Below are 20,739 nucleotides of genomic sequence, written 5' to 3'. Positions count from 1 at the left end.
GGATGTCATGACGAAGAAAGACGAGCGGAACAACGCCCAAGCCTCTGGCGGTTTGAGCCGTCGGCATTTTCTGGGTGCCACGGCAGCAGCGGGGGTGGTCGGTGCGACCGGACTGGGTTCGGCGGTTATGTCCCGGGAAAGCTGGGCGGCCGCAGCCGAAGAAGCGCGCAACAAGGCGGTGATCCATCCGGGTGAGCTGGATGAGTACTACGGTTTCTGGAGTGGCGGGCATTCCGGGGAAGTCCGGGTGCTGGGCGTTCCGTCCATGCGGGAGCTGATGCGCATCCCGGTGTTTAACACCGACTCCGCCACTGGCTGGGGTATCACCAACGAAAGTAAGGATGTACTGGGTCACGACAACACCTTCCTTAACGGTGACGCCCACCACCCCCATATTTCCATGACCGATGGTCGCTACGATGGCCGTTACCTGTTTATCAACGATAAGGCCAACACCCGGGTTGCGCGGATTCGTTTGGATATCATGAAGTGCGACAAGATCACCCATGTGCCCAATGTCCAGGCCATCCACGGTTTGCGTCTCCAGAAGGTGCCGAAGACCAACTATGTGTTCTGCAACGCGGAGTTTGTCATCCCGCAGCCCAACGACGGCACCAACATGGAGAATCTGGAAGACCACTACACCATGTTCAATGCCATTGACGCGGAAACCATGGAAGTCGCCTTCCAGGTGATCGTGGATGGTAACCTCGACAATACCGACGCCGATTACACCGGCCGCTATGCGGCGTCCACCTGCTACAACTCCGAGAAGGCCCTGGACCTGGCGGGCACCATGCGCAACGACCGGGACTGGGTGGTGGTGTTCAACATCGAGCGTATTGCGGCAGCGGTGAAAGCCGGTAACCACAAGACCATTGGCGACTCACCGGTTCCGGTGGTGGATGGTCGTCATGGCTCTGAGTTCACCCGCTATGTGCCGGTGCCAAAGAACCCGCACGGTCTCAACACCTCGCCCGACGGCAAGTACTTCATTGCCAACGGCAAGCTTTCCCCGACCGTATCCATCATCGCCATTGACCGTCTGGACGACCTGTTCGACGACAAACTCAGCGACGCCCGCGACGTGATTGTGGCCGAGCCTGAACTGGGGCTGGGGCCCCTGCACACCACCTTCGATGGCCGTGGCAACGCCTACACTACCCTGTTCATCGACAGCCAGGTTGCCAAGTGGAACATTGAAGACGCCATCCGCAACTACGCCGGAGAGAGCGTGGACTACATCCGCCAGAAGCTGGATGTCCACTATCAGCCGGGCCATAACCACGCCTCCCTGACCGAGTCACGGGACGCCGACGGCAAGTGGCTGGTGGTACTGTCCAAGTTCTCCAAGGACCGCTTCCTGCCGGCCGGGCCGTTGCATCCAGAGAACGACCAGTTAATCGATATTTCCGGCGAAGAGATGACGCTGGTGCACGATGGCCCTACCTTTGCCGAGCCCCATGACTGCATCCTGGTGCGACGGGACCAGATCAAGCCGGCGAAGATCTACAGCCGTGATGATCCCTTCTTTGCCAGCGCCCGGACACAGGCCGAGAAAGACGGCGTGACCCTGGAATCGGACAACAAGGTCGTCCGGGACGGCAACAAGGTCCGGGTCTACATGACGTCAGTCGCGCCGACCTATGGCATGACTGAATTCCGGGTCAAGCAGGGGGATGAGGTGACGGTCTATATCACCAACCTCGATACCATCGAAGATGTGACCCACGGCTTCTGTATGGTGAATCACGGCGTCAGCATGGAAATCAGCCCGCAGCAGACCGCGTCAGCGACCTTCACCGTCGATCAACCGGGGGTGTTCTGGTACTACTGCAACTGGTTCTGCCACGCCCTCCATATGGAAATGCGAGGTCGGATGATCGTCGAGAAAGCCTGATCACACGCAGGAGCGTCTGGATGTTCAAGCTTGGTATTGGCTTGTCGCTATGGCTTGGCTGGTGCGGTGCTGCGGTGTCAGCGGGTATCCAGACTGAACTCGACGGCTTGTCCCCCGGCACACGCTTTGTGCTGCCGGGGGCGCAGTTGCCGGCAATCAGCCTCGGAGTGGCAGGGGTCACTGTGGAGTGCGCGCCCGACACGGTGATCGATGCCGGGGGGGAGGGCCATGCGGTGGTGATCTCCGCGCCAGAGGTGACCCTTCGTGGATGCGATATCCGCCACTGGGGGCGTGACCTCAACACCCTGGATGCTGGCATCTTTGTAGCTCGCGAGGCCCAAGGTGTGATTGTCGAAAACAACCGCCTGAGTGGACCGGGGTTCGGCGTCTGGCTGGATGCCGCGGCGGATGCCACCGTGCGCCACAACGTGATCCAGGGGGATACCACGCTGCGGTCCCAGGACCGTGGCAACGGTATTCACCTGTTTAACACCCAGGGCGCACACATTGACGGCAACCAGATCCACCAGACCCGCGACGCCATCTACATCGAGACGGCGAACAACAACCGCATCACCAACAATGTGATGTCTGACCTGCGCTACGGCATCCATTACATGTACTCCCACAGCAATCACCTGGAGGGCAACATCACCCGTAACACCCGTACGGGTTATGCATTGATGCAGAGCAAGCGGCTTACAGTGATCAACAATCGCTCGGAAGGCGACCGCAACTACGGCATCCTGATGAACTTTATTACCCAGTCTGAGATCCGCGATAACGTGATTGACGGCGTCACCCAGGGGCAAACCGCCGGGGTGACGATTGACGGCGCTGAAGGCAAGGCCGTGTTTATCTACAACTCCCTCTACAACATCTTCACCGGCAACGTGTTCAGCAACAGCGACATCGGTATTCACCTGACCGCAGGCTCGGAAGACAACCGGGTTTTTGGCAATGCCTTTGTCCGCAATCAGCGGCAGGTGAAGTACGTGGCGACCCGCCCCCAGGAATGGTCCGATGAAGGTCGGGGCAATTTCTGGAGTGATTACCTGGGCTGGGACCGGAACCAGGACGGTTTCGGTGACGTGCCCTACGAGCCCAACGATCAGGTGGACCGGCTGCTATGGACTTACCCGGAAGCACGAATACTGATGAACAGCCCGGCGGTGGACACCCTGCGCTGGGTGCAGAGGGCTTTCCCCGTGGTTAAGGCCTCCGGGGTCACCGACCATTTCCCGTATATGCGCAGGCCCACGGCGGCAGTAGGGAGTATTGATGAACAGCTTTGAGTTGAACTGCATCGAGTTTGGCTACGGTCGGCAACCCTTGTTGCGAGACATCACTCTGACCCTGGCGCCCGGTCGCATAATGGGGCTGTTTGGCCACAACGGTGCGGGCAAGACCACCACCATCAAGCTGATCCTGGGATTGATGGCGCCGCAACGAGGCAGTTTGTCGGTCCTGGGCGGTCAGGCCGGAACCCCGGCGGTAGCCCGGCAGATTGGCTACCTGCCTGAGAACGTGATGTTTTACCCGCAAATGACCGGGCGGGAGATACTCGATCACTTTGCCCGTCTCAAGGGGGCTGCCCGCAGTCAGGTGCCGCAACTGCTGGAGCAGGTAGGACTGGAGGATGCCTGCAACCGCCGGGTGAAAACCTATTCCAAAGGCATGAGGCAACGGCTGGGGCTGGCGCAGGCCCTGCTGGCCGATCCCCGTTTGCTGATTCTGGATGAGCCGACCGTCGGGCTGGACCCGGTGGCTACGGCGGAGCTTTACCGCCTGCTGCGCTGCCTTCGTAACCGGGGCACCGGCATTGTGCTGTGTTCTCACGTGTTACCGGGTGTTGAACCCTACATCGACCAGGCCGCGATCCTGTTCAAAGGGCGCCTGCAGGCGTTGGGGGATTTGCCGTCATTGCGGGCCCGGGCGGAGCTGCCGGTCCGGCTGATTGTGCGCAGTGCCGACAGCCAGGGAACCCTGACCCGGCTCAATGGCAGCCTGCCGAGACTGAGTGCGCTGGTCAAAGACGCCAATACCATCGAACTGGTGGTCGCCCCGGGGGAGAAAATGGCTGCGATCCAGGGGCTGCTGGGTTCCGGGTTGGTGGAAGACCTGCAAATCCACCAGCCGACCCTGGAGGACCTCTATTGTCACTTCATGGACATCGGTTCGCAGGAGGGGCAGTGACATGGGAAGCATCTGGATCATTGCCCGCAAGGAACTCTTCGACAGCCTGCGTAATCGCTGGCTGCTGGCGATTACCCTGGTGTTTGCCACCCTTGCGATGGGCATTGCCTGGGCGGGCACGGCAGCCTCCGGCAGTATTGGCTACGCCACCACACCGGCCACGATCGCCAGTCTCGCCAGCCTGGGTATCTTTTTGATTCCGCTGATTGCGCTGTTGCTGGCCTACGATGCCATTGTCGGCGAAGACGAGGGCGGCACGCTGCTGTTATTGATGACATACCCGCTGACCCGGGGCCAGTTGCTGCTGGGCAAGTTCCTGGGCCATGGCCTGACACTGGCCTTGGCGACGGTGATGGGGTTTGGTGCGGCGGGTGTGGCGATTGCGCTGATGGTGGACGGGGTGCCGGTGGTGCCGCTGTTTATCGCATTGGGACGCTTCATCCTGTCGTCCATTTTGCTGGGTTGGGGCTTCGTTGCACTGGCTTACCTGGTCAGCGTGCGTGTCAGCGAGAAGCCGGTGGCCGCCGGGCTGGCGCTGGCGCTGTGGTTCTTGTTCGTGCTGGTGTTTGATCTGTTGTTGTTGGGGCTCCTGGTGGCCAGTGAAGGGGCGCTGCACCCTGATCTGCTGCCGTGGCTGCTGCTGTTAAATCCGACCGACATCTATCGCCTGCTGAATATCTTGGCGTTCAGTGATGGTGGTGAGCTGGCCGGGGTGCTGAGTCTGGGCGGTGATTTGCCTATGGGCCCCTGGGGGCTGTGGGGGGCGTTGCTGGTTTGGGTGGTGGCGCCGTTTATGGCGGCGCTGGCGTTGTTTAAGGCTAGGAGGGTATGACGGTGAGATCGGTTCGTTGGAGCGGTATTTTGGTTCTGGGATGGCTGCTGGTGGTGGCGGGGTGCTCTCAACCGTCATCGGATGAGTCGGTTGGCCAGTTGCCACCAGTGGCGTTTGAATCCGGCGACGAATGCCATGTGTGTGGCATGGTGATTGCCGGCTTCCCCGGGCCGAAGGGGGAGGTTCTGGGAGGGAACGCCCCAGTGCGGAAGTTCTGCTCGACCCGCGATCTGTTCTCCTGGTTGCTGCAACCGGAACAACAGCACCGGGATTACACGGTGTATGTGCATGACATGGCTCAGACCGATTGGCAGCGCCCTGACGATGCCGCGCTGGTGGATGCCCGTCTGGCCTACTATGTTGTAGGTAGCGAGCGCGCTGGCGCCATGGGGCCGACTCTGGCTTCGTTTGCCAGCGAGTCGTTGGCGCGGCAGTTCATGGCGAACTATGGTGGACGTCTCCTGCGCTACGAAGAAATCACACTGGCGGTGCTGCAATCCATGACAGATATCGGCACCGAGGAAGTTTCCGGCCACGCCACCATGGGCCATATGCCTGCCCACGGTAGCGCCGACAGTTCTGAATAAACCCTGAGTAAACCCTGAGTGAGAGAGAAACGACGATGAAAAAAATCCTGCTTTCGCTAAGTCTCGCCGCTGGCGCATTGGCAACAGCCCCGCTTCAGGCGCAAGACGGAGAGGCGCTGTTTTCCAGTAAACCCTGTGTGGCCTGCCATACCGTTGACAGCCAGCTGGTAGGTCCAGCTCTGAAAGAAGTGGCCGCCCGCTATGCCGGCCAGGAAGGTGCGGTGGATATTCTGGCCACCAGCATCAAGAACGGTGTTAGTGGAAAATGGGGGTCCGCCGCCATGCCGCCCAATGCGGTGACTGAAGAGGAAGCTCGTACCTTGGCGGAATGGGTTTTGAGTTTGCAGTAGGAAGGCTCGCCTTTCAGGGCGGGTAAAGGTAAGGGCCGGGGGTCAGCCCCCGGTCATGTTCATGAATCTCAGGATCTGGACATCGCCATCGCTGGAGAAGTGATGGCGTTCGGGCTTGAGGTCCATGGCTTGAATAATGGTGTCCCTGAGCTTGTCGTCGCTGACGGGGTAGCCCCGCAGGACCCGGCGCAGGTCAACGGAATGTTCGTTGCCCAGGCACAGGAGCAGTCGTCCTTCCACGGTGACCCTGACCCGGTTGCAGGTGGCGCAGAAGTTGTGGGAGTGGGGCGAGATAAAGCCGACCTGGATGTTGCTGTCGGGCATACGGTAGTAACGGGCAGGGCCACCACTGTCGGCGGTGGCGGGTACCAGGTCGTGGTGCTGGCGGATCATGGCGCGGACCTGGTCGCTGGTAAATAGGCTTTCACCCCGGTGGTGTTCGGTGATCTGGCCCAGGGGCATTTCTTCAATAAAACTGATGTCGAGGTTCCTGCCGCGGGCGAACTCGACCAGCGCTGGCACTTCATCCTCGTTACGCCCTTTCATAACCACTACATTGAGCTTGATGCCGTCGAATCCGGCCTCGCGGGCGGCGTCGATGCCGTCAATGACCTGGTTGAGGTGTCCGGTTCGGGTGATGCTGTGGAAGCGGTCCGGGTCGAGGGAGTCGAGGCTGATGTTCAGGCGTTTGAGTCCGGCCTGTCGGAGCGGCTGGGCAAGTTTGGTGAGCTGGTTGCCGTTGGTGGTCATGGCAAAGTCTCGCAGGCCCATGGCGCCGATCTCGCGGACCAGGTCGAGGATGTCGTTGCGGACCAGGGGTTCGCCGCCGGTGAGGCGGATTTTTTCGGTGCCCAGGCTGATGAAGGTGCGGGCCAGGCGGGCAATTTCTTCCAGTGTCAGCACTTGCTGGCGGGGCAGGAAGGTCATGTCTTCTGCCATGCAATAGACGCAGCGGAAGTCGCAACGGTCGGTGACCGAGAGGCGCACGTAGTTGATGGTGCGGCCGAAGCGGTCGGTCAGTTGGGCGTTTGGCATGGTCAGTGTCCCGTCTTTGTAAAGCCGGTTCCAGAATGGGGTCAGTATCTCAAATCCTGGGGGTTGGTTTGATACCTCTGGGGGGGTAACCCCAGGATCCTGTTGGGGTGTAGCCTGGTGTTTGAGTGAAGCTGTTTGGCGGCCGGATCGTTACGCCACCGCTTGGACGGCACGTCCGTGTGCCGGCCAAGCTATCGGGCCATCCATGGCCCTGCTCTGTAACGATCCGGCCGCCAAACAGCCAGAGTTAGGTGATATCGCATCACCGATGTTGCTATTCGACAGGCTATGAATTTTGCTCCAGAGGTTGGCCTATAGCTGTCAGCTCTTCCTCCCTCAAGGTCGGGAAGAACAAGCCTTTGACCACCTGCCAGGTCACTGCCAAAGCGCCGACGATGAACACCACATCCCCGAAGGTGCGGACCCAACGCAGGGTTTGTAGCAGATCGGTCTGCATGAAGGCTTCGCTGCGGGCGTACCACAGGCCTTGATCGGCGCTTGCCAGGAACTGGATGATGCCAATGGGCAGCAGGCTGGTGGCGAGCATCAGCACCAGGCCGATGTTGAGCCACCAGAAACCGGTCTTCATCAGGCGCTCGTCAAAGACCAGCCGGGGCCGGATGTAGCGCAATACCAGCAGGGTGAAGCCCAGGGCCAGGAAGCCGTAGACACCGAACAGGGCCGCATGGGCGTGGGTTGGTGTGGTGTTGAGGCCCTGCACGTAGTACAGCGAGATGGGCGGGTTGATCATGAAACCGAACACCCCGGCGCCTAGCATGTTCCAGAACGCCACAGCGACGAAGAACATCAGCGGCCAGCGTACGTTCTCCATCCACGGTGCCCGCTGTTTCAGGCGCCAGTTTTCCCAGGCTTCGTAACCCAGCACCACCAGTGGCACGACTTCCAGGGCACTGAAAGTAGCGCCCACCGCCATGACCGGGGTTGTGGTACCGGCAAAGTAGAGGTGGTGGAAGGTGCCAGGTACACCGCCCAGCATGAACAGTGACGCGGAGGCCAGGCTCGCAGAGGTGGCCACAGTGCGGGACACCAGGCCCATGCTGCAGAAGATAAAGGCCAGAGCGGTGGTGGCGAAGACTTCAAAGAAACCTTCCACCCACAGGTGGACAATCCACCAGCGCCAGTACTCCATGATGGACAGGTGAGTGCGTTCGCCATAAAAGAAGCCGGCACCGTAGAACAGGCCGATGGCGACGACTGAGGCGGTGAGCAGGGCCAGCAGGTTCTTGTCGCCGGGCTGGCGCAAGGCGGGAACGATGCCCCGCAGCATCAGGACCAGCCAGAAGGCGATGCCGGTAAACTTGCCAATCTGCCAGAGCCGGCCCAGGTCAACGAACTCATAGCCCTGATGGCCAAGCCAGAAGTTCCACTCAGCTGGCATGATCTGGGCGATGGCCAGGTAGTTGCCGATAAAGGAGCCAACCACAACCACCACCAGTGCCCAGAACAGCAGGTCTACCCCCAGTTTCTGGAACTTGGGGTCCTTGCCGCCGTTGATGATGGGGGCGAGGAACAGACCCGCCGCGAGGAAGCCGGTGGCGATCCAGAATAGCGCAGACTGGATGTGCCAGGTGCGGACCAGTGAGTAGGGGAACCATTCGGACACGTTGATGCCGTAGAAGCTTTGGCCTTCCACGGTGTAGTGGGCGGTAAAGCCGCCGAGCATGACCTGGAAGGTAAACAGCGCCACCACCAACAGCAGGTATTTGCCCAGGGCTTTCTGTGACGCGGTCAGGGCGAAGCTGGTGAGCGGGTCGGCTGGCGGGGCGTCCGGGTCCTGTTCATCGTGACGACGCAGGAAGGCCCAGGCCCAGACCAGTCCACCGACGCCGGCAATCAGCAGGATCACACTGACCACTGACCAGACCACGTTCTCTGCGGTGGGTTCGTTGTCGATTAGCGGTTCGTGGGGCCAGTTGTTGGTGTAGGTGGCGTCACTGCCCGGTCGTTCGGTGGACGCAGCCCAGGCGGTCCAGAAGAAGAACTCGGTGAGCTGCTGACGACGGGCTTCGTCCGGCAGGGTGTTCTCCTTCATGGCGTAGTTTTCCCGGGTTGGCTGCAACGCCGGGTCGTCACTGAACAGAGTTCGGTAGTAGGCCGCTGTCTCGTTGATGGCGTCAATGCGCCGCTGAGACAGCACCAGGGTTCCGGTGTCCGGGTTGTAGCTGTTGCTCCGGTAAGTCTGTTTCAGCTCGTACTGCAGCTGGTTCTGCTGGGCACCGTCGAGGTCGTGGTAGCCCTGGCCATAGGTGTCCTGGGCGGCCAGTTCAAGCCAGGCGGTCAGTTCCCGGTGCAGCCAGTCAGCGGTCCAGTCCGGTGCCTGGTAGGCGCCGTGTCCCCAGACCGAGCCCAGTTGCATTCCGCCCACGGACTGCCAGGCGGTCTGACCATCGAGGATGCTGTCCTCAGTCATTAGTAGTTCGCCCTGATCGCTGACCACGCGGTCGGGGATGGGGGGGGCGGCCCGGTAGACTTCGACACCGAAGTACCCGAGCAAGGCAAAGGTGATCGCCAGCACAGCGATCAACGTGAGCCAGAGTCGGCGGTAGTTAGCCATGGTGCTCGCCTCCCAGTTGGCCATCCACGCGCTGGAACAGCACGTTGTTTTCCAGGTGGATGTGTTCCATCAGGTCATTCCTCAGGGTTTGTAGCCCCCGGTACAACGCCTGCCAGGTGTTGCAGGCGCCTTCCGGCAGGGTCAGGTCGTGGGTCAGCGCCAGCAGCTTATCCAGCGCTGCGCCGTGGTCATCATGCTCGTGGCGCATCACCTGCACCGGCGCCACGGCCATGCCTGCCATCCCACGGGTGATCATCGGGAACAGGATTTTCTCCTCTTTTTGCATGTGCGCTTCCAGCTCAGCCGCCATTTCCTCCAGATGAGCGCTGAGCCCCGCCGGGCAGCTGGGGTGGCCGCCGTGGACTCGCTCTACCCGTTGGGCCAGGCGGATCAGTTCGGGCAGTTGTTCGCGATGCACGTCGTGGTAGCGGGTAAGGATGTGTTCCACCAGCGGTTGGTCGTCCAGCCGGGTCAGCAGGTCAAGATCCGGAGTGTCCTGCTGGAGCAAAGACAGTGCTTCCAGGACATCGGCCAGATTAATTCCCTTACGGGTGGCAACCTCCCGCAAGGACTGCCCGCCGCCACAGCAGAAGTCCAGTTTGAACCGGTGAAACACCGCGGTGGCCCCCGGCAGGTCTCGGGCCAGTTGGCCAATGGGTTGTTCGCTCAAGGTGATCATGGTCGGTACCTCTTCGGTCTCTTTTTAACATGCTTTCAAAATACATCTTTTGAATATAAGATGTAAACAGAATATTTGTTTTGATTGAGACGACCCCTGCCCAGGAGTCTGTTTCGAGAAGAGGAAACGACCAATGAAACAATTACTGACAATGGCAAATACCACGTTGGCCTTGTTTCTGGTGGCGCTGGTGGTGACGATTCTGATTGCCTACCCACTGGCTGCAAAGGTGCCCATGTTCGGCCAGGTCGCGGCCCATATTGGTACGCTGTTGTTTGCGACCGGGATCAAGGTGGCTTACATCGTAAGGCTGGTGTCCCTGCGTGCGCTGGGAAGACCTCTGCATTGAATGCGGTTAGAATGGCCCTACCAGATATGACAGGTGACTCTGCGACAATGTCCATCAGTAAGGGCGGTTATCGATTACTGGCCTACCTCTGTGTTGGCCTTGCCATTGCCGGGGTGATCCTGCCGTTGCTGCCGACCACGGTTTTTGTGCTGATTGCCGCCTGGGCCGCCGGACGCAGTTCACCAGAGTTTGAGACTTGGCTGCTCAACCACGAACGGTTCGGACCGACAATCGTGAATTGGCGGGCAAGGCAGGTGGTGCCTCCCAAGGCCAAGGCGCTGGCCTGCACCATGCTCTCGGTCAGCTGGCTGATCCTGTACTACAACGGCTCGCCGTTCTGGCTACTGGCCTCGTTGGGCCTGTTTTTCTGTGGCTTGGCGGGCTACCTGCTGTCGCGGCCGTCGTACTAGTTTTTTTCCGGGCCCGTCCTGCCCCCGCATCGGAGACCTTGGATGCACATCACTCGCTATACCGACTACTCTCTCAGGGTATTGATTTACCTGGCACTGCAACCGGACAAACTGGTTACGATCCAGGAAATCTCGGACAGCTACTCGGTGTCCAAGAACCACCTGATGAAAGTCGTTCACCAGCTCAACAAGAAAGGCTACATCGAGACCGTCCGGGGCAAGAATGGCGGGATGCGATTATCGAAGGCGCCTGGGGATATCAATGTAGGCTTACTGGTGCGGGAAACCGAACAGGACCTGGAACTGGTGGAGTGTTTTTCGTCCGGTAGCCAGTGCACCATCACCCCGGTGTGCGGGCTCAAGGGCATACTCTCCGAAGCCCTGCAGGCGTTCCTGGCCACGCTGGACAAGTACACCCTGGCGGACATTCTTCCCGAACAAAAAAAGCCGCAACTGGTGCGGCTTCTGCAAATAGGCTGAGACGGAGACGTTTGGCCGTTACGCCGGTTGCGTGTCCAGTTTCAGGCGTACCCGATCCGGCAGTGAGAATTTGCCAATGCGCTTGAGTACCGTCCAGTACTGGCGGGCAAAACTGTCGGTGTTGTAGTGAATACCGTATTTCTCGCACACCGCCTGCACCTTCGGTGAGATTTCCTTGTAGCGGTGGGCGGGGAGATCGGGGAACACGTGGTGTTCGACCTGGAAGCTCAAGTGGCCACTCAGCATGTGGACAAAGTTGCTGCCGGTGAAGTTGCTGGACCCGGTCAGTTGGCGCAGGTACCAATGCCCTTTGCTCTCGTTTTCACACTCCTGCTCGGTAAACGTCTCGGCGTCCTGGGTAAAGTGGCCGCAGAAAATTACCGTGGATGACCACAGGTTGCGGATCAGGTTGGCGCCGAGGTTACCGGCCAGCACGATCGGGGCGACCGGGAAGGTCAGCAAGGGGAAGAAGACGTAATCCTTGAATGCCTGGCGACCCCCCTTGCGGACAAAGGACTTGAGGAACGGCAACTTCGACGCCCAGGTGATTTCCCGGCGGCGCAGCCGCTCACTCTCAAGTTCATGCACTCCAACCCCCCACTGGAAGAATACGGTCAGCAGCAGGTAGTTAATGAACTGGAGCAGGTGCCCCGGGTGCCATTTCACGTCGTCGCTCAGGCGCAGCACGGCGTAGCCGTAGTCCCGGTCCTTGCCGATCACGTTGGTGTAGGTATGGTGCTCGTAGTTGTGGGTGCGGCGCCAGGATTCACTGGTGCACACCGTATCCCACTCGTAGGTCTGGGAATTCAATGATGGGTCGTTCATCCAGTCGTACTGGCCGTGCATGACGTTATGGCCGATTTCCATGTTCTCAATGATCTTGGCCAGGCCGAGGGAAACCGTCGCCGCAACGAATACCGGCGGGATGAAGCCGAAGGGCATCATGACCCGTCCGCCGATTTCCAGGGTACGGTGAAGGCGGATGATGCGGCGGATGTAGTTGGCATCGCGTTCACCCAGGTCAGCCAGAACCTCGTCACGGATGGCGTCGAGATCCTGTTGCAATTCGTTGAGTTGTTCTTCAGTCAGTTTTTTCATGGTCAGTGCTCCTTCGCCGGGCTCGTTTGTGGAGCCCGGTGTCGTTGTTCTTGTGGGGGTGCCAGGGTTAAAGGTCGACAGTGACCGGCCCTTGGGGGATGGAAATACAGAGTTGAATGCTTTCCTCACCAGGGCCAGAGGCTTTGCCTGTGAGCCGGTTGATGACGGTTCCGCTGGTTTTCCGACAACTGCACTGGTGGCAGATACCCATGCGGCATCCGGACTGTGGCGACAGACGCGCGGCCTCGGCGATGTCGAGCAGGGCGGCATCACCCTCGGATGACACCGTCAGTTCGCTGCGACTGAAGCGAACCTCCCCTCCCAGCTCATCGCTGACCAACGCGGCAGCGGGGGCGGAGAAAAAGGTGCTGTGGATGCGATCCTCGGTAACTCCGCGACGGTGGAGCAGCTCGCTCGCCAGGTCCATCAGGCCCTTCGGCCCACACAGGTAACAGCGGCGGGCGTTGACGCCGGGTACCTGCTCAAGATGCTGATCGCTCAGGTATTGCGGGGTGTCACCGTCTTCGGTGGTGACTACGTTCAGGCTGAACGCGGGCCAGCGTTGCTGGATGGCGTACAGCTTCTCGGCGGCAATCACATCGGCCTGGGTACGCACGAAGTAGAGCAGGGTGACCGGCGCACGCCAGTCGGCTCCGGCCAGGCTTTCCAGTTGGCTTAGGATCGGGGTAATGCCACTGCCGCCGGCAATGTACAGCAACGGTTCCGGGTTGACCGGCAGCTGGAACTCACCAAAGGCATCACCCAGCCCCAGTACTGCACCGGGCTTGAGGTTGTCGTGCATCCAGTTGGTGACTCGACCGCCAGGCAGGCGTTTGATGGTCAGGGATACCGTACCCTGCTGCCGCCACTGCTCAGGGGAGCAAGACAGGCTGAAGGTGCGGTTATGGCGAGTGCCATCGATTTCGATACAGATGTTCACATGTTGTCCGGCACCGAAGCCTGGCCAGCGCGTGGCTGGTTTCAGTACGAAGGTTTTGGTGTCGGCAGTTTCATCAAAGATCTCAATAACCCGCGCGGGGATGTACTGACGCACCATCATCGGGTCAAGCTGGCTGAGCAGCGGATCAAAAAAGGCACTGGGGTCTTCGCGGTTGAAGAGCTGCTTGCCGAGCCAGCGTATGGAACGGCTATTTTCCAGAATAGACAGCATGGTTTATCCTTCATGTGTACAGTTGTTCACGTTATGTGAACGAATGTACACAAGTGGCAATTGAGGTGTCAATGATCCGGGTCTATGCTTGATTGTCAGTTGTAATGTGCTGTTTTTAAGAGATTATTTTCGATTTAATCTGGTTGGTCTGATGTTTCTGACGCAGTTCTCAGGTTTAATGGCCTGTTATGACTTGGATTGTGTCAACTTTCAGACAGGTTTGTGTACACTTGTCAGTCCCCGTTCTGGGGAGTGGGCCAACCGGAGAACGGGAGGCAGGTATCAGAGATCGTTGTGGGTATGACTGAGCGAAAACGCCGTAAGCCGGGTGAAACCCGGGACAAGTTGATGAACGCTGCGCTCGAGCTGGTCGGCAAGGGGCGTCACTTTGCCAGTCTGGGCATTCGTGAAGTCACCCGTCAGGCCGGGGTGGTGCCGACATCGTTCTATCGGCACTTCCGTAATATGGATGACCTGGGTCTTCAGTTGGTGGATGAGCTGGGGCTGGTGCTGCGGCGAATGATGCGGGAAGCCCGTGCCAATGTGTTGCAGGCGGATCGTCTGATGGATGAGTCGGTGGCGATCTTCATCAGTCACGTCCAGCAAAACCGGAGCTTCTTTGTATTCATGGCGCAGGGCATGGCCGGGGAGAGCCGGGCGGTTCAGGAGGGAATTCGCAGTGAGTTGCGGTTCTTTGCCAGTGAGCTTGGCAATGATCTGAGGCGCCTGCGCCTGGTCGACCACCTCAATGACGGTGACCTGGAGCTGACCTGTGACCTGGTGGTGCGGACGGTGGCCTTCAGCCTGACCGATCTGATTGGCGTGTCACCGGAGGATGACTACCAGATTGAGCAGATTCGTAAGCGTACCACGCGTTTTCTTCAGCTGATTTTTGTCGGGGCTGCCCACTGGCGCACCGGCGAGCAAGCCCCTCTTTCCAGCTGAGTCGGTCGATCAGCCCTTGGCCCGGGTCTTGGCTTTCTCGCTCCGGTCGGAGTTGCTGGCCACCTCGGGCATCAGCAGGGCTTCCAGCTCGTCCAGTGCTTCACCGGTATATACCGCCAGCTTCTGCATGCTGGGCAGCGTGTCGCGACAACCGGTAAACCCGAAGTTCAACGAGCCGTCGTAGCTCAGGCAGGTGATGTTCAGGGCGCCGCCGTGGGCAATGAGCGAAACCGGGTACATGGCCTCCAGCTTTGCCCCTTCGTAGTACAGCGCCTTGCTGGGCCCGGGAACGTTGGAGATGGTGACGTTGAATACCGGCCGCATGCGCCCGCCCATCCCGGTCATCAGCTGAAGGATGTACGGCGACATCAACATCATGGTGTATTGGGTGAGGGCGGCTTTGGGTAGCTTCTGCAGGTGCTCCTTGGCTTTCCGGGTGGAACTCTTGATGTGCTGAAGACGAGTCAGCGGGTCAGGCTCATCGGTTGCCAGCGAGGCAATCATGAAACTGATTTGGTTACCCGTATTCTGGTCATCCGCAGGGCGGATGCTGACTGGAATACCTGAGGTCAGTGCGGTATCGGGTAACTCCCCCTGCTCGATCAGGAAGCGGCGCAAGGCAGTGCCACACAGGTACAGAACGATATCGTTCATTGAGCCCTGGGCCACTTTGGCCAGCTTGCGGAGCCGGTCGAGCTGGTAATGCTGGGTGGCAAAACGACGTTGCCCGGTAACCCGATGGTTAAGCAGTGAAACCGGTCCGGTAAACGGGGCTGTAAGGCTGTCTTCCGGATGGCGCATGGAGCTGACCAGTCGAGACATCGCTCCCCAAAGCCGAGGGGCCATGTCGGCCTGAAGCTTGAGCGCGTCCAGGGCTTGCGACACCGCCCCACTGAATGATGCATCGCTGTCGTCTTTGCTGGCGCGGCGCTGCTCCGGGCGAACGGCCCAGGGCGGCAGCATGTGGGTCTCTTCCGGATCGGTAGACAGCACTCGCTGCATCAGGCGTACGCCACTGATGCCGTCAATCAGAGAGTGATGCATTTTGGTGTAGAGGGCAAAACGGTTATTTTCCAGGCCCTCAATGATGTGGCACTCCCACAACGGACGGCTGAAATCCAGGTGATTGGAATGCAGCCGGGAAATCAGAACCCCCAGTTCCCGCTCACTGCCGGGTTTAGGCAGCGCCGAGTGTCGCACGTGATAGTCGAGATCGATGTCCTGATCGATCTTCCATGCGGGGGTCAGCAGGCGCCCCAAAGCCCCGGGGCGGTATAGTTTGTAGCACCAGGGTTTGGCCACCTCACGCTGTGTCTTCATGCGTTCGACCAGGTCCCGCAGGAAGGTATCCGGAGCCCCCTCCGGTACCGAGAAAATCTGCATGGTGCCAACGTGCATTGGCGTGTCTTCGGAATCTACTGCCAGCCAGGAGGCGTCCAGTGTTGCCAGGCGTTTCATTCGTCGTCCTCTTGCATCCCTTGCTCGGTTGAACGAACGTGGGGTGGTGTTTTTCTGGGATGGTTTTTGTCATGTGCCGCGATCGTTAAGGGCACACGTTGTTATGTTTGAAAAGGTTCCACCGGTTTACTGTTGAGTATACGGTTACAGACGCGTTGAAACGAGGGGGAAGAGGGACAAAAGAAGGGTGACCTGTGGAGTCGTGAAACGGTACTCACACCGGCAGTGATCAGGTCACTGCCGGTGTGCGCGGGATTAGCTCATTGCGGCTTCCGCTTCCTTGTAGAGTGACCGTACCGGTTTGGCGAATACTTTGCGAATCATCGGCTCGAAGAACTCCATCGGCAGAATTTCACCGTCCGGGTCAAACGCGGGTGCGTCGTACTTGCTGACGAACTCGATCGTGCGCATGAAGTGGGGGTTGTCGCGGTAGTTGTTTCGAAGGTCGCGATCCATACCCAGATAATGGAAGAAGTAGTAGCCCTGGAAGATGGCGTGATGCTTGATCATCCAGTGGTTGGCTTCGCTGACGAAGGGCTCCAGCAGCACCGCAGCGACGTCGGCGTGGTTGTAGGAACCCAGGGTGTCGCCGATATCGTGGAGCAGGGCACACACTACGTATTCGTCATCCTTGCCATCCCGGTGCGCCAGGGTGGCCGTTTGCAGGCAGTGGCTGAGGCGGTCGATGGGGAAGCCACCAAAGTCGCCCTTGAGCAACTCCATGTGCTGCATGATGCGGTCCGGCAGTCCTTTGGCAAATTCGCCAAAGTGGGAGGCGATGATGCCCCAGTCTTCGGCGGTCCCATCTTTCATATGGGTGAACTGGGCGTGTGGCGTGGTCATGTCAGTCATGTTCAGGTCCTCTGTCAGTCGCGGAAGCTGGGGTCGATGCGATCAAGCTTGCGGAGCAGACCCGGCCAGGCGAGCTTCCCTCCCATGCCCTTGGTGACCTGTTCTGCCTGTTGTTTGATGGTATCGACAATGCCATCTGGAACGTGCGTCAGTGGGCGGGCGCCTGACATCGCCTGAAGCTGGATCTCACAGGCGGTTTGCAGGACATACATGCCCAGGAACGCATCGGCAATGCTGCTTCCGGTGGTCAGCAGACCGTGATTGCGCAGGATCATGAAATTGTTGGTGCCCAGGTCTGCCTGCAGGCGGGACTTCTCATCCTCGCGCAGGGCGACCCCTTCGTACTCGTGGTAGGCCAGGTTGGACAGCGGGAACAGGCTTTGTTGCGACAGCGGCAACAGGCCTTCCTGCTGGGCCGATACGGCTACGCCGGCGGTGGTGTGGGTGTGCAGGACACAGGCCGCGTCTTCACGTACCGCATGAATGGCGCTGTGAATGGTGAAGCCGGCCGGGTTGATGTCAAAGTCATCCGGATCGATCTTGTTGGCGTCCTGGTCAACCCGTACCAGGCTGGAGGCGGTGATCTCGTCGAACATCATGCCGTAGGGGTTGATCAGGAAATGGTGCTCGTCACCGGGGATGCGAGCCGAAACGTGGGTAAAAATCAGGTCGTCCCAGCCGTACAGGGCGATCAGACGGTAGACGGCGGCCAGGTCCACGCGCAGCTGCCATTCCTCGGGGCTGACGTGATCTTTCTTTGAGGGAATTACCAGTTGTGTAGTCATAGGGTAGCTCTCATCTGCTGGTTGTTGTTGGAGTTGCCTTGTGAGCATTTTTATCAGTGTAGGCAGTTCAGAGAGCGCAAAACTGTCAAATCGTTTACATTGTTTTCTGGCTTACTTCTATAGTTTACGACCATGATAAATATCAAATCGGTGCTTGCAGGGTGCCCGCTTCTGGCAGGACTTCCCGATCAGGCACTGGATGAGGCCACGGCCATGGCGCGACAGCGCCAGTTTGTGGCTGGCAAGTCGATCTACGACGTGGGATCGCGTCAATCGACCCTCTGTGTGATCGCCTCCGGTACGGTAAGGGTGAGTTCAGTGAATGCCGCCGGCAAGGAGGCGACGCTGATTATCTTTGGCCCCGGAGCATGGCTTGGGGATACCGTATTTTCGCCGGAGATGCCGCGGGTCTATGGGGCTACGGCCCATGAATCGGCGGTGGTTGTTGAACTCCCCGGGGAGGGCTTCCGACAGTTGCTGAAGAACTACCCGGAAAGCTATCCGGTGGCATTGGACCTGGTCAGCCGGCGATTGTGGTCGGCGATGTCCATCATCGAGACCGACGCCTTGCGGGGAATTGAGGCGCGATTTGCCCGGCGGATGCTATTCCTGGTTCAGATTCAGGGTGATGGTCAATTCGGCTCGGAGCCGGTGACGTTTTTTCTCACCCGGGAGCACGTGGCCAATATGATGGGAATGAGCCGTCAGGGTGTCCACAAGGTGATCAAACGATTTGAAACCGAAGGCCTGCTGGAGTTGTCTTATGGACGGATAACGGTCGTGGATCCAGCAGCGCTGCAGGCGTACCTGCAAACTCTGGATTGATATGCGACCAGTACTACCGAACGGCACCAACCGGGCGGACACAACAATAACATTATCGGAGAATTACTATGGAATCCGGGCCGCTGATTTCCTTTGGACTGCCCCTTTCCCTGTTCATCATCATGGTCGGCATTGGCATGACCCTGACGTTGAGGGACTTTCACCAAGTCACTGTTAACCCTCGGGGAATGATCGTCGGGAGCATTGCCCAGATCCTGATCATGCCGCTGGTGGCCCTGGCCCTGGCCGGAGCACTCGGGCTTGCGCCTGCCATTGCGGTCGGGTTGGTCATCATTGCTGCCTGTCCTGGCGGTACGACCTCCAACCTGTTTGTCCTGTTGGCCCGTGGCAACGTGGCCCTATCCATCCTGCTGACGGTGTCGGCCAGCTTGATCACCATCATTTCCTTACCGTTCTTTACCAACTATGCCCTTGGGCTGTACTTCGGTACTTCGGCAGAAATATCCCTGCCGGTAGGCAAGACCATCGTCATGCTTGTCGGCGTGGTCCTGCTTCCGGTTGCGTTGGGCATGTTGGTGCGCACGCGCGCTCCGGCTCTGGCAATCCGGGCGGAGAAAATTGTCAGCCTGTTTGGTGGTGTGGTGCTGGCGCTGCTTATTGTTGGCCTGCTGTATGGCATTCGCGACCGGATTGGCGAACTGGCGGCTCAGGCTGGCCTGGCGGCGCTGCTGCTCAACCTGGGCGGTATTGTGATCGGTGTAGTGACCAGCCGGATGGCGGGACTCTCCCAGCGGGAGTCGTTGGCGGTGGCGATGGAACTTGGAATCAAGAATGGCACCATTGCGCTGATGGTGACCCTGACCCTGCTGGAATCCAGTGAAATGTCGATTCCTGCGGCGGTTTACGGCGTACTGATGTTCCCCATTGGATTCCTTCTGGTCACCTATGGCCGCAAGGTTATCCCTGCGCTGCCAAAGTCCCTGGCGGAACCGGCCTGAATCATTAGCCGGTTTGTTTGACGGGGGTGGCTGGCCTCAGGGTCAGTCCTCCCGGAACCTGATACTGGTAGTCTGCGTGAATGCTGGCGCTAAGCGCCACCGAGACCAGCCGATCAGGAACAATAACAATGCCTTTCCGACACTCCCCTGGTACGGGTCTGTACCGTGCTGCACTGCTGCTGTTTTCCGTTCTGTTTTCCTTAGCCAGCCATGGCTCCGACGATGCGCTGCGAGCCCAGGTCTATGACCAGAGTCAGCCACTGGATGTGCGCATTGCCGCCATGCAGGCGCTGACAGGACTGGAGCCAGACCCGGATCAGGTATACCGGGTCTGTATCTGGGATATCTTTGGCCGTTCGGGGCCCATCTTCAACGCGGCCCAGGCCCAGCGGGTCAAGATCATGCAGTACGGCATTAACGTGGAGATGGTGCCGTATACCAGCGAATCGATCATGGTGGAGGAGTTGAAATCCGGCACCTGTGACGCTGCCCTGATGAGCGGTTTACGAGCCCGCCTGTTCAACCAGTACACCGGTACCCTGGATTCCATTGGCGGTTTTCCGGAGCGCAGTCAGATGCGCCTGGCCCTGCAGCTGATGGCCGACTCCCGCAGTGCCGAGCGCATGGTCAGCGGAGACTATGTGGTGATGGGCATTGCGCCCGGTGGTGCCGCCCACGTGTTTGTGAATGACCGCAGCATTAATACCCTCGCCAAGGCCTCCGGAAAGCGCGTGGTGGTGCTGGATTATGACCCCACCCAGGCCAAGATGATTGCTGGTGTGGGTGCCACGCCAGTGGTCGCGGACATCGTCAATGCCCCCAACATGTTCAATACCGGCGTGGTGGATGTGCTGGCAGCGCCGCTGGCAGGCTACGAAGTGCTGGAACTCTACAAGGGGCTGGCGCCGGACGGCGGCATTATCGACCTGCCGTTGACCCACATCACCATGCAGCTGATCGGACGCCGTGAGGTGGTTCCCAATGAACTGGCCCAGTTTGTCCGGGAAGCCTTCTATCAGGGGTTTGATGAGATCATCAGCCGGGTGGCCGCCGAAGAGGAAAAGGTGCCGGAGCAGTGGTGGATTCCGATTCCCGAAAACGACCGTGTCGAGTACGAACGGATGATGCAGCAGGCCCGTCTGCAATTGCGTGATGAAGGCTACTACAACGCCGATATGCTGTCGCTGCAGCGCAAGATCCGCTGTCGTACTGACAGTACCCGTGAAGAATGCACCAACCCGGTTGAGTAAGCC

General features: G+C 59.3%; 21 protein-coding genes. 13 read left to right on the top strand and 8 right to left on the bottom strand.

Annotated features, from left to right (window positions below):
- Positions 1-7: 7 nt before the first annotated feature.
- The 6 genes from nosZ to BMZ67_RS16520 are packed head-to-tail and all read left to right on the top strand — an operon-like array spanning position 8 to position 5,865.
- Complete coding sequence (nosZ, locus tag BMZ67_RS16545) at positions 8-1,900, top strand: TAT-dependent nitrous-oxide reductase (RefSeq protein ID WP_092025814.1); 1,893 nt, start codon at positions 8-10, stop codon at positions 1,898-1,900.
- A gap of 20 nt (positions 1,901-1,920) precedes the next feature.
- A complete protein-coding gene (locus BMZ67_RS16540; RefSeq protein WP_092025811.1) occupies positions 1,921-3,195 on the top strand; it encodes a nitrous oxide reductase family maturation protein NosD in 1,275 nt (424 codons plus the stop codon).
- Complete coding sequence (locus BMZ67_RS16535; protein ID WP_092025809.1) at positions 3,182-4,096, top strand: ABC transporter ATP-binding protein; 915 nt, start codon at positions 3,182-3,184, stop codon at positions 4,094-4,096. The genes BMZ67_RS16540 and BMZ67_RS16535 overlap by 14 nt, the downstream gene beginning before the upstream one ends.
- A gap of 1 nt (position 4,097) precedes the next feature.
- Positions 4,098-4,928 (top strand): ABC transporter permease, encoded by an 831-nt coding sequence (locus BMZ67_RS16530; RefSeq protein ID WP_092025807.1) that lies wholly within the window; start codon positions 4,098-4,100, stop codon positions 4,926-4,928.
- Positions 4,925-5,515: a nitrous oxide reductase accessory protein NosL gene (locus tag BMZ67_RS16525; protein WP_092025806.1), complete on the top strand. Its 591-nt coding sequence runs from the start codon at positions 4,925-4,927 to the stop codon at positions 5,513-5,515. The genes BMZ67_RS16530 and BMZ67_RS16525 overlap by 4 nt, the downstream gene beginning before the upstream one ends.
- 35 nt (positions 5,516-5,550) lie before the next feature.
- The gene (locus tag BMZ67_RS16520; protein ID WP_092025803.1) at positions 5,551-5,865 is read left to right on the top strand and encodes a c-type cytochrome; all 315 of its coding nucleotides are present in this window, start codon (positions 5,551-5,553) and stop codon (positions 5,863-5,865) included.
- 42 nt (positions 5,866-5,907) lie between these two features.
- Here the strand turns inward: BMZ67_RS16520 and moaA are convergent, their stop codons facing one another.
- The 3 genes from moaA to ytfE form a co-directional block, all read right to left on the bottom strand.
- Entirely contained in the window at positions 5,908-6,900 is a 993-nt protein-coding gene (gene moaA, locus BMZ67_RS16515) for a GTP 3',8-cyclase MoaA (protein ID WP_092025801.1), read from the bottom strand.
- Between the two features lie 286 nt (positions 6,901-7,186).
- A complete protein-coding gene (locus BMZ67_RS16510; protein WP_092026203.1) occupies positions 7,187-9,475 on the bottom strand; it encodes a nitric-oxide reductase large subunit in 2,289 nt (762 codons plus the stop codon).
- The gene (ytfE, locus tag BMZ67_RS16505; protein ID WP_217642514.1) at positions 9,468-10,154 is read right to left on the bottom strand and encodes an iron-sulfur cluster repair protein YtfE; all 687 of its coding nucleotides are present in this window, start codon (positions 10,152-10,154) and stop codon (positions 9,468-9,470) included. Before ytfE ends, BMZ67_RS16510 begins: the two co-directional genes overlap by 8 nt.
- Positions 10,155-10,287: 133 nt before the next feature.
- Between ytfE and BMZ67_RS16500 the strand changes: the two genes are divergently transcribed.
- Genes BMZ67_RS16500 through BMZ67_RS16490 form a run of 3 tightly spaced genes read left to right on the top strand, consistent with a single transcriptional unit; the run spans position 10,288 to position 11,393 of the window.
- Positions 10,288-10,503 (top strand): hypothetical protein, encoded by a 216-nt coding sequence (locus BMZ67_RS16500; RefSeq protein WP_092025798.1) that lies wholly within the window; start codon positions 10,288-10,290, stop codon positions 10,501-10,503.
- Positions 10,504-10,550: 47 nt separating this feature from the next.
- A complete protein-coding gene (locus BMZ67_RS16495; protein ID WP_092025795.1) occupies positions 10,551-10,913 on the top strand; it encodes a YbaN family protein in 363 nt (120 codons plus the stop codon).
- Positions 10,914-10,955: 42 nt separating this feature from the next.
- Positions 10,956-11,393 (top strand): RrF2 family transcriptional regulator, encoded by a 438-nt coding sequence (locus BMZ67_RS16490; RefSeq protein WP_092025792.1) that lies wholly within the window; start codon positions 10,956-10,958, stop codon positions 11,391-11,393.
- Between the two features lie 18 nt (positions 11,394-11,411).
- Here BMZ67_RS16490 and BMZ67_RS16485 read toward each other — a convergent pair whose 3' ends face one another.
- Entirely contained in the window at positions 11,412-12,491 is a 1,080-nt protein-coding gene (locus BMZ67_RS16485; RefSeq protein WP_092025790.1) for a fatty acid desaturase family protein, read from the bottom strand.
- 67 nt (positions 12,492-12,558) lie between these two features.
- The gene (locus BMZ67_RS16480) at positions 12,559-13,662 is read right to left on the bottom strand and encodes a ferredoxin reductase (RefSeq protein WP_092025785.1); all 1,104 of its coding nucleotides are present in this window, start codon (positions 13,660-13,662) and stop codon (positions 12,559-12,561) included.
- A gap of 300 nt (positions 13,663-13,962) precedes the next feature.
- Here BMZ67_RS16480 and BMZ67_RS16475 point away from each other — a divergent pair, with 300 nt between their 5' ends.
- Positions 13,963-14,607: a TetR family transcriptional regulator gene (locus tag BMZ67_RS16475; RefSeq protein ID WP_092025782.1), complete on the top strand. Its 645-nt coding sequence runs from the start codon at positions 13,963-13,965 to the stop codon at positions 14,605-14,607.
- Between the two features lie 9 nt (positions 14,608-14,616).
- Here the strand turns inward: BMZ67_RS16475 and BMZ67_RS16470 are convergent, their stop codons facing one another.
- The 3 genes from BMZ67_RS16470 to BMZ67_RS16460 all read right to left on the bottom strand — a co-directional run bounded on the left by BMZ67_RS16470 (position 14,617) and on the right by BMZ67_RS16460 (position 17,702).
- Positions 14,617-16,065 carry a WS/DGAT/MGAT family O-acyltransferase gene (locus tag BMZ67_RS16470; protein WP_092025780.1) on the bottom strand — a complete coding sequence of 483 codons (1,449 nt, stop codon included), beginning with the start codon at positions 16,063-16,065 and terminating at the stop codon, positions 14,617-14,619.
- A 255-nt stretch (positions 16,066-16,320) separates the two neighbouring features.
- Positions 16,321-16,917 (bottom strand): HD domain-containing protein, encoded by a 597-nt coding sequence (locus BMZ67_RS16465; protein ID WP_092025777.1) that lies wholly within the window; start codon positions 16,915-16,917, stop codon positions 16,321-16,323.
- A 14-nt stretch (positions 16,918-16,931) separates the two neighbouring features.
- Positions 16,932-17,702 carry a class II aldolase/adducin family protein gene (locus BMZ67_RS16460; protein WP_092025775.1) on the bottom strand — a complete coding sequence of 257 codons (771 nt, stop codon included), beginning with the start codon at positions 17,700-17,702 and terminating at the stop codon, positions 16,932-16,934.
- 132 nt (positions 17,703-17,834) lie between these two features.
- Between BMZ67_RS16460 and BMZ67_RS16455 the strand changes: the two genes are divergently transcribed.
- The 3 genes from BMZ67_RS16455 (at position 17,835) to BMZ67_RS16445 (ending at position 20,736) form a co-directional block, all read left to right on the top strand.
- The gene (locus BMZ67_RS16455; RefSeq protein WP_092025772.1) at positions 17,835-18,527 is read left to right on the top strand and encodes a Crp/Fnr family transcriptional regulator; all 693 of its coding nucleotides are present in this window, start codon (positions 17,835-17,837) and stop codon (positions 18,525-18,527) included.
- Between the two features lie 68 nt (positions 18,528-18,595).
- Positions 18,596-19,486 (top strand): bile acid:sodium symporter family protein, encoded by an 891-nt coding sequence (locus BMZ67_RS16450; protein ID WP_092025769.1) that lies wholly within the window; start codon positions 18,596-18,598, stop codon positions 19,484-19,486.
- A 128-nt stretch (positions 19,487-19,614) separates the two neighbouring features.
- A complete protein-coding gene (locus BMZ67_RS16445) occupies positions 19,615-20,736 on the top strand; it encodes a putative solute-binding protein (RefSeq protein ID WP_092025766.1) in 1,122 nt (373 codons plus the stop codon).
- Positions 20,737-20,739: the final 3 nt, after the last annotated feature.

The organism is Marinobacter zhejiangensis, from assembly GCF_900114775.1.
In the GTDB taxonomy this organism is placed as follows: Bacteria; Pseudomonadota; Gammaproteobacteria; order Pseudomonadales; family Oleiphilaceae; genus Marinobacter; species Marinobacter zhejiangensis.
The sequence above is the reverse complement of the archived record's forward strand: the minus strand, read 5'-3'. Positions and strand labels throughout refer to the sequence as shown.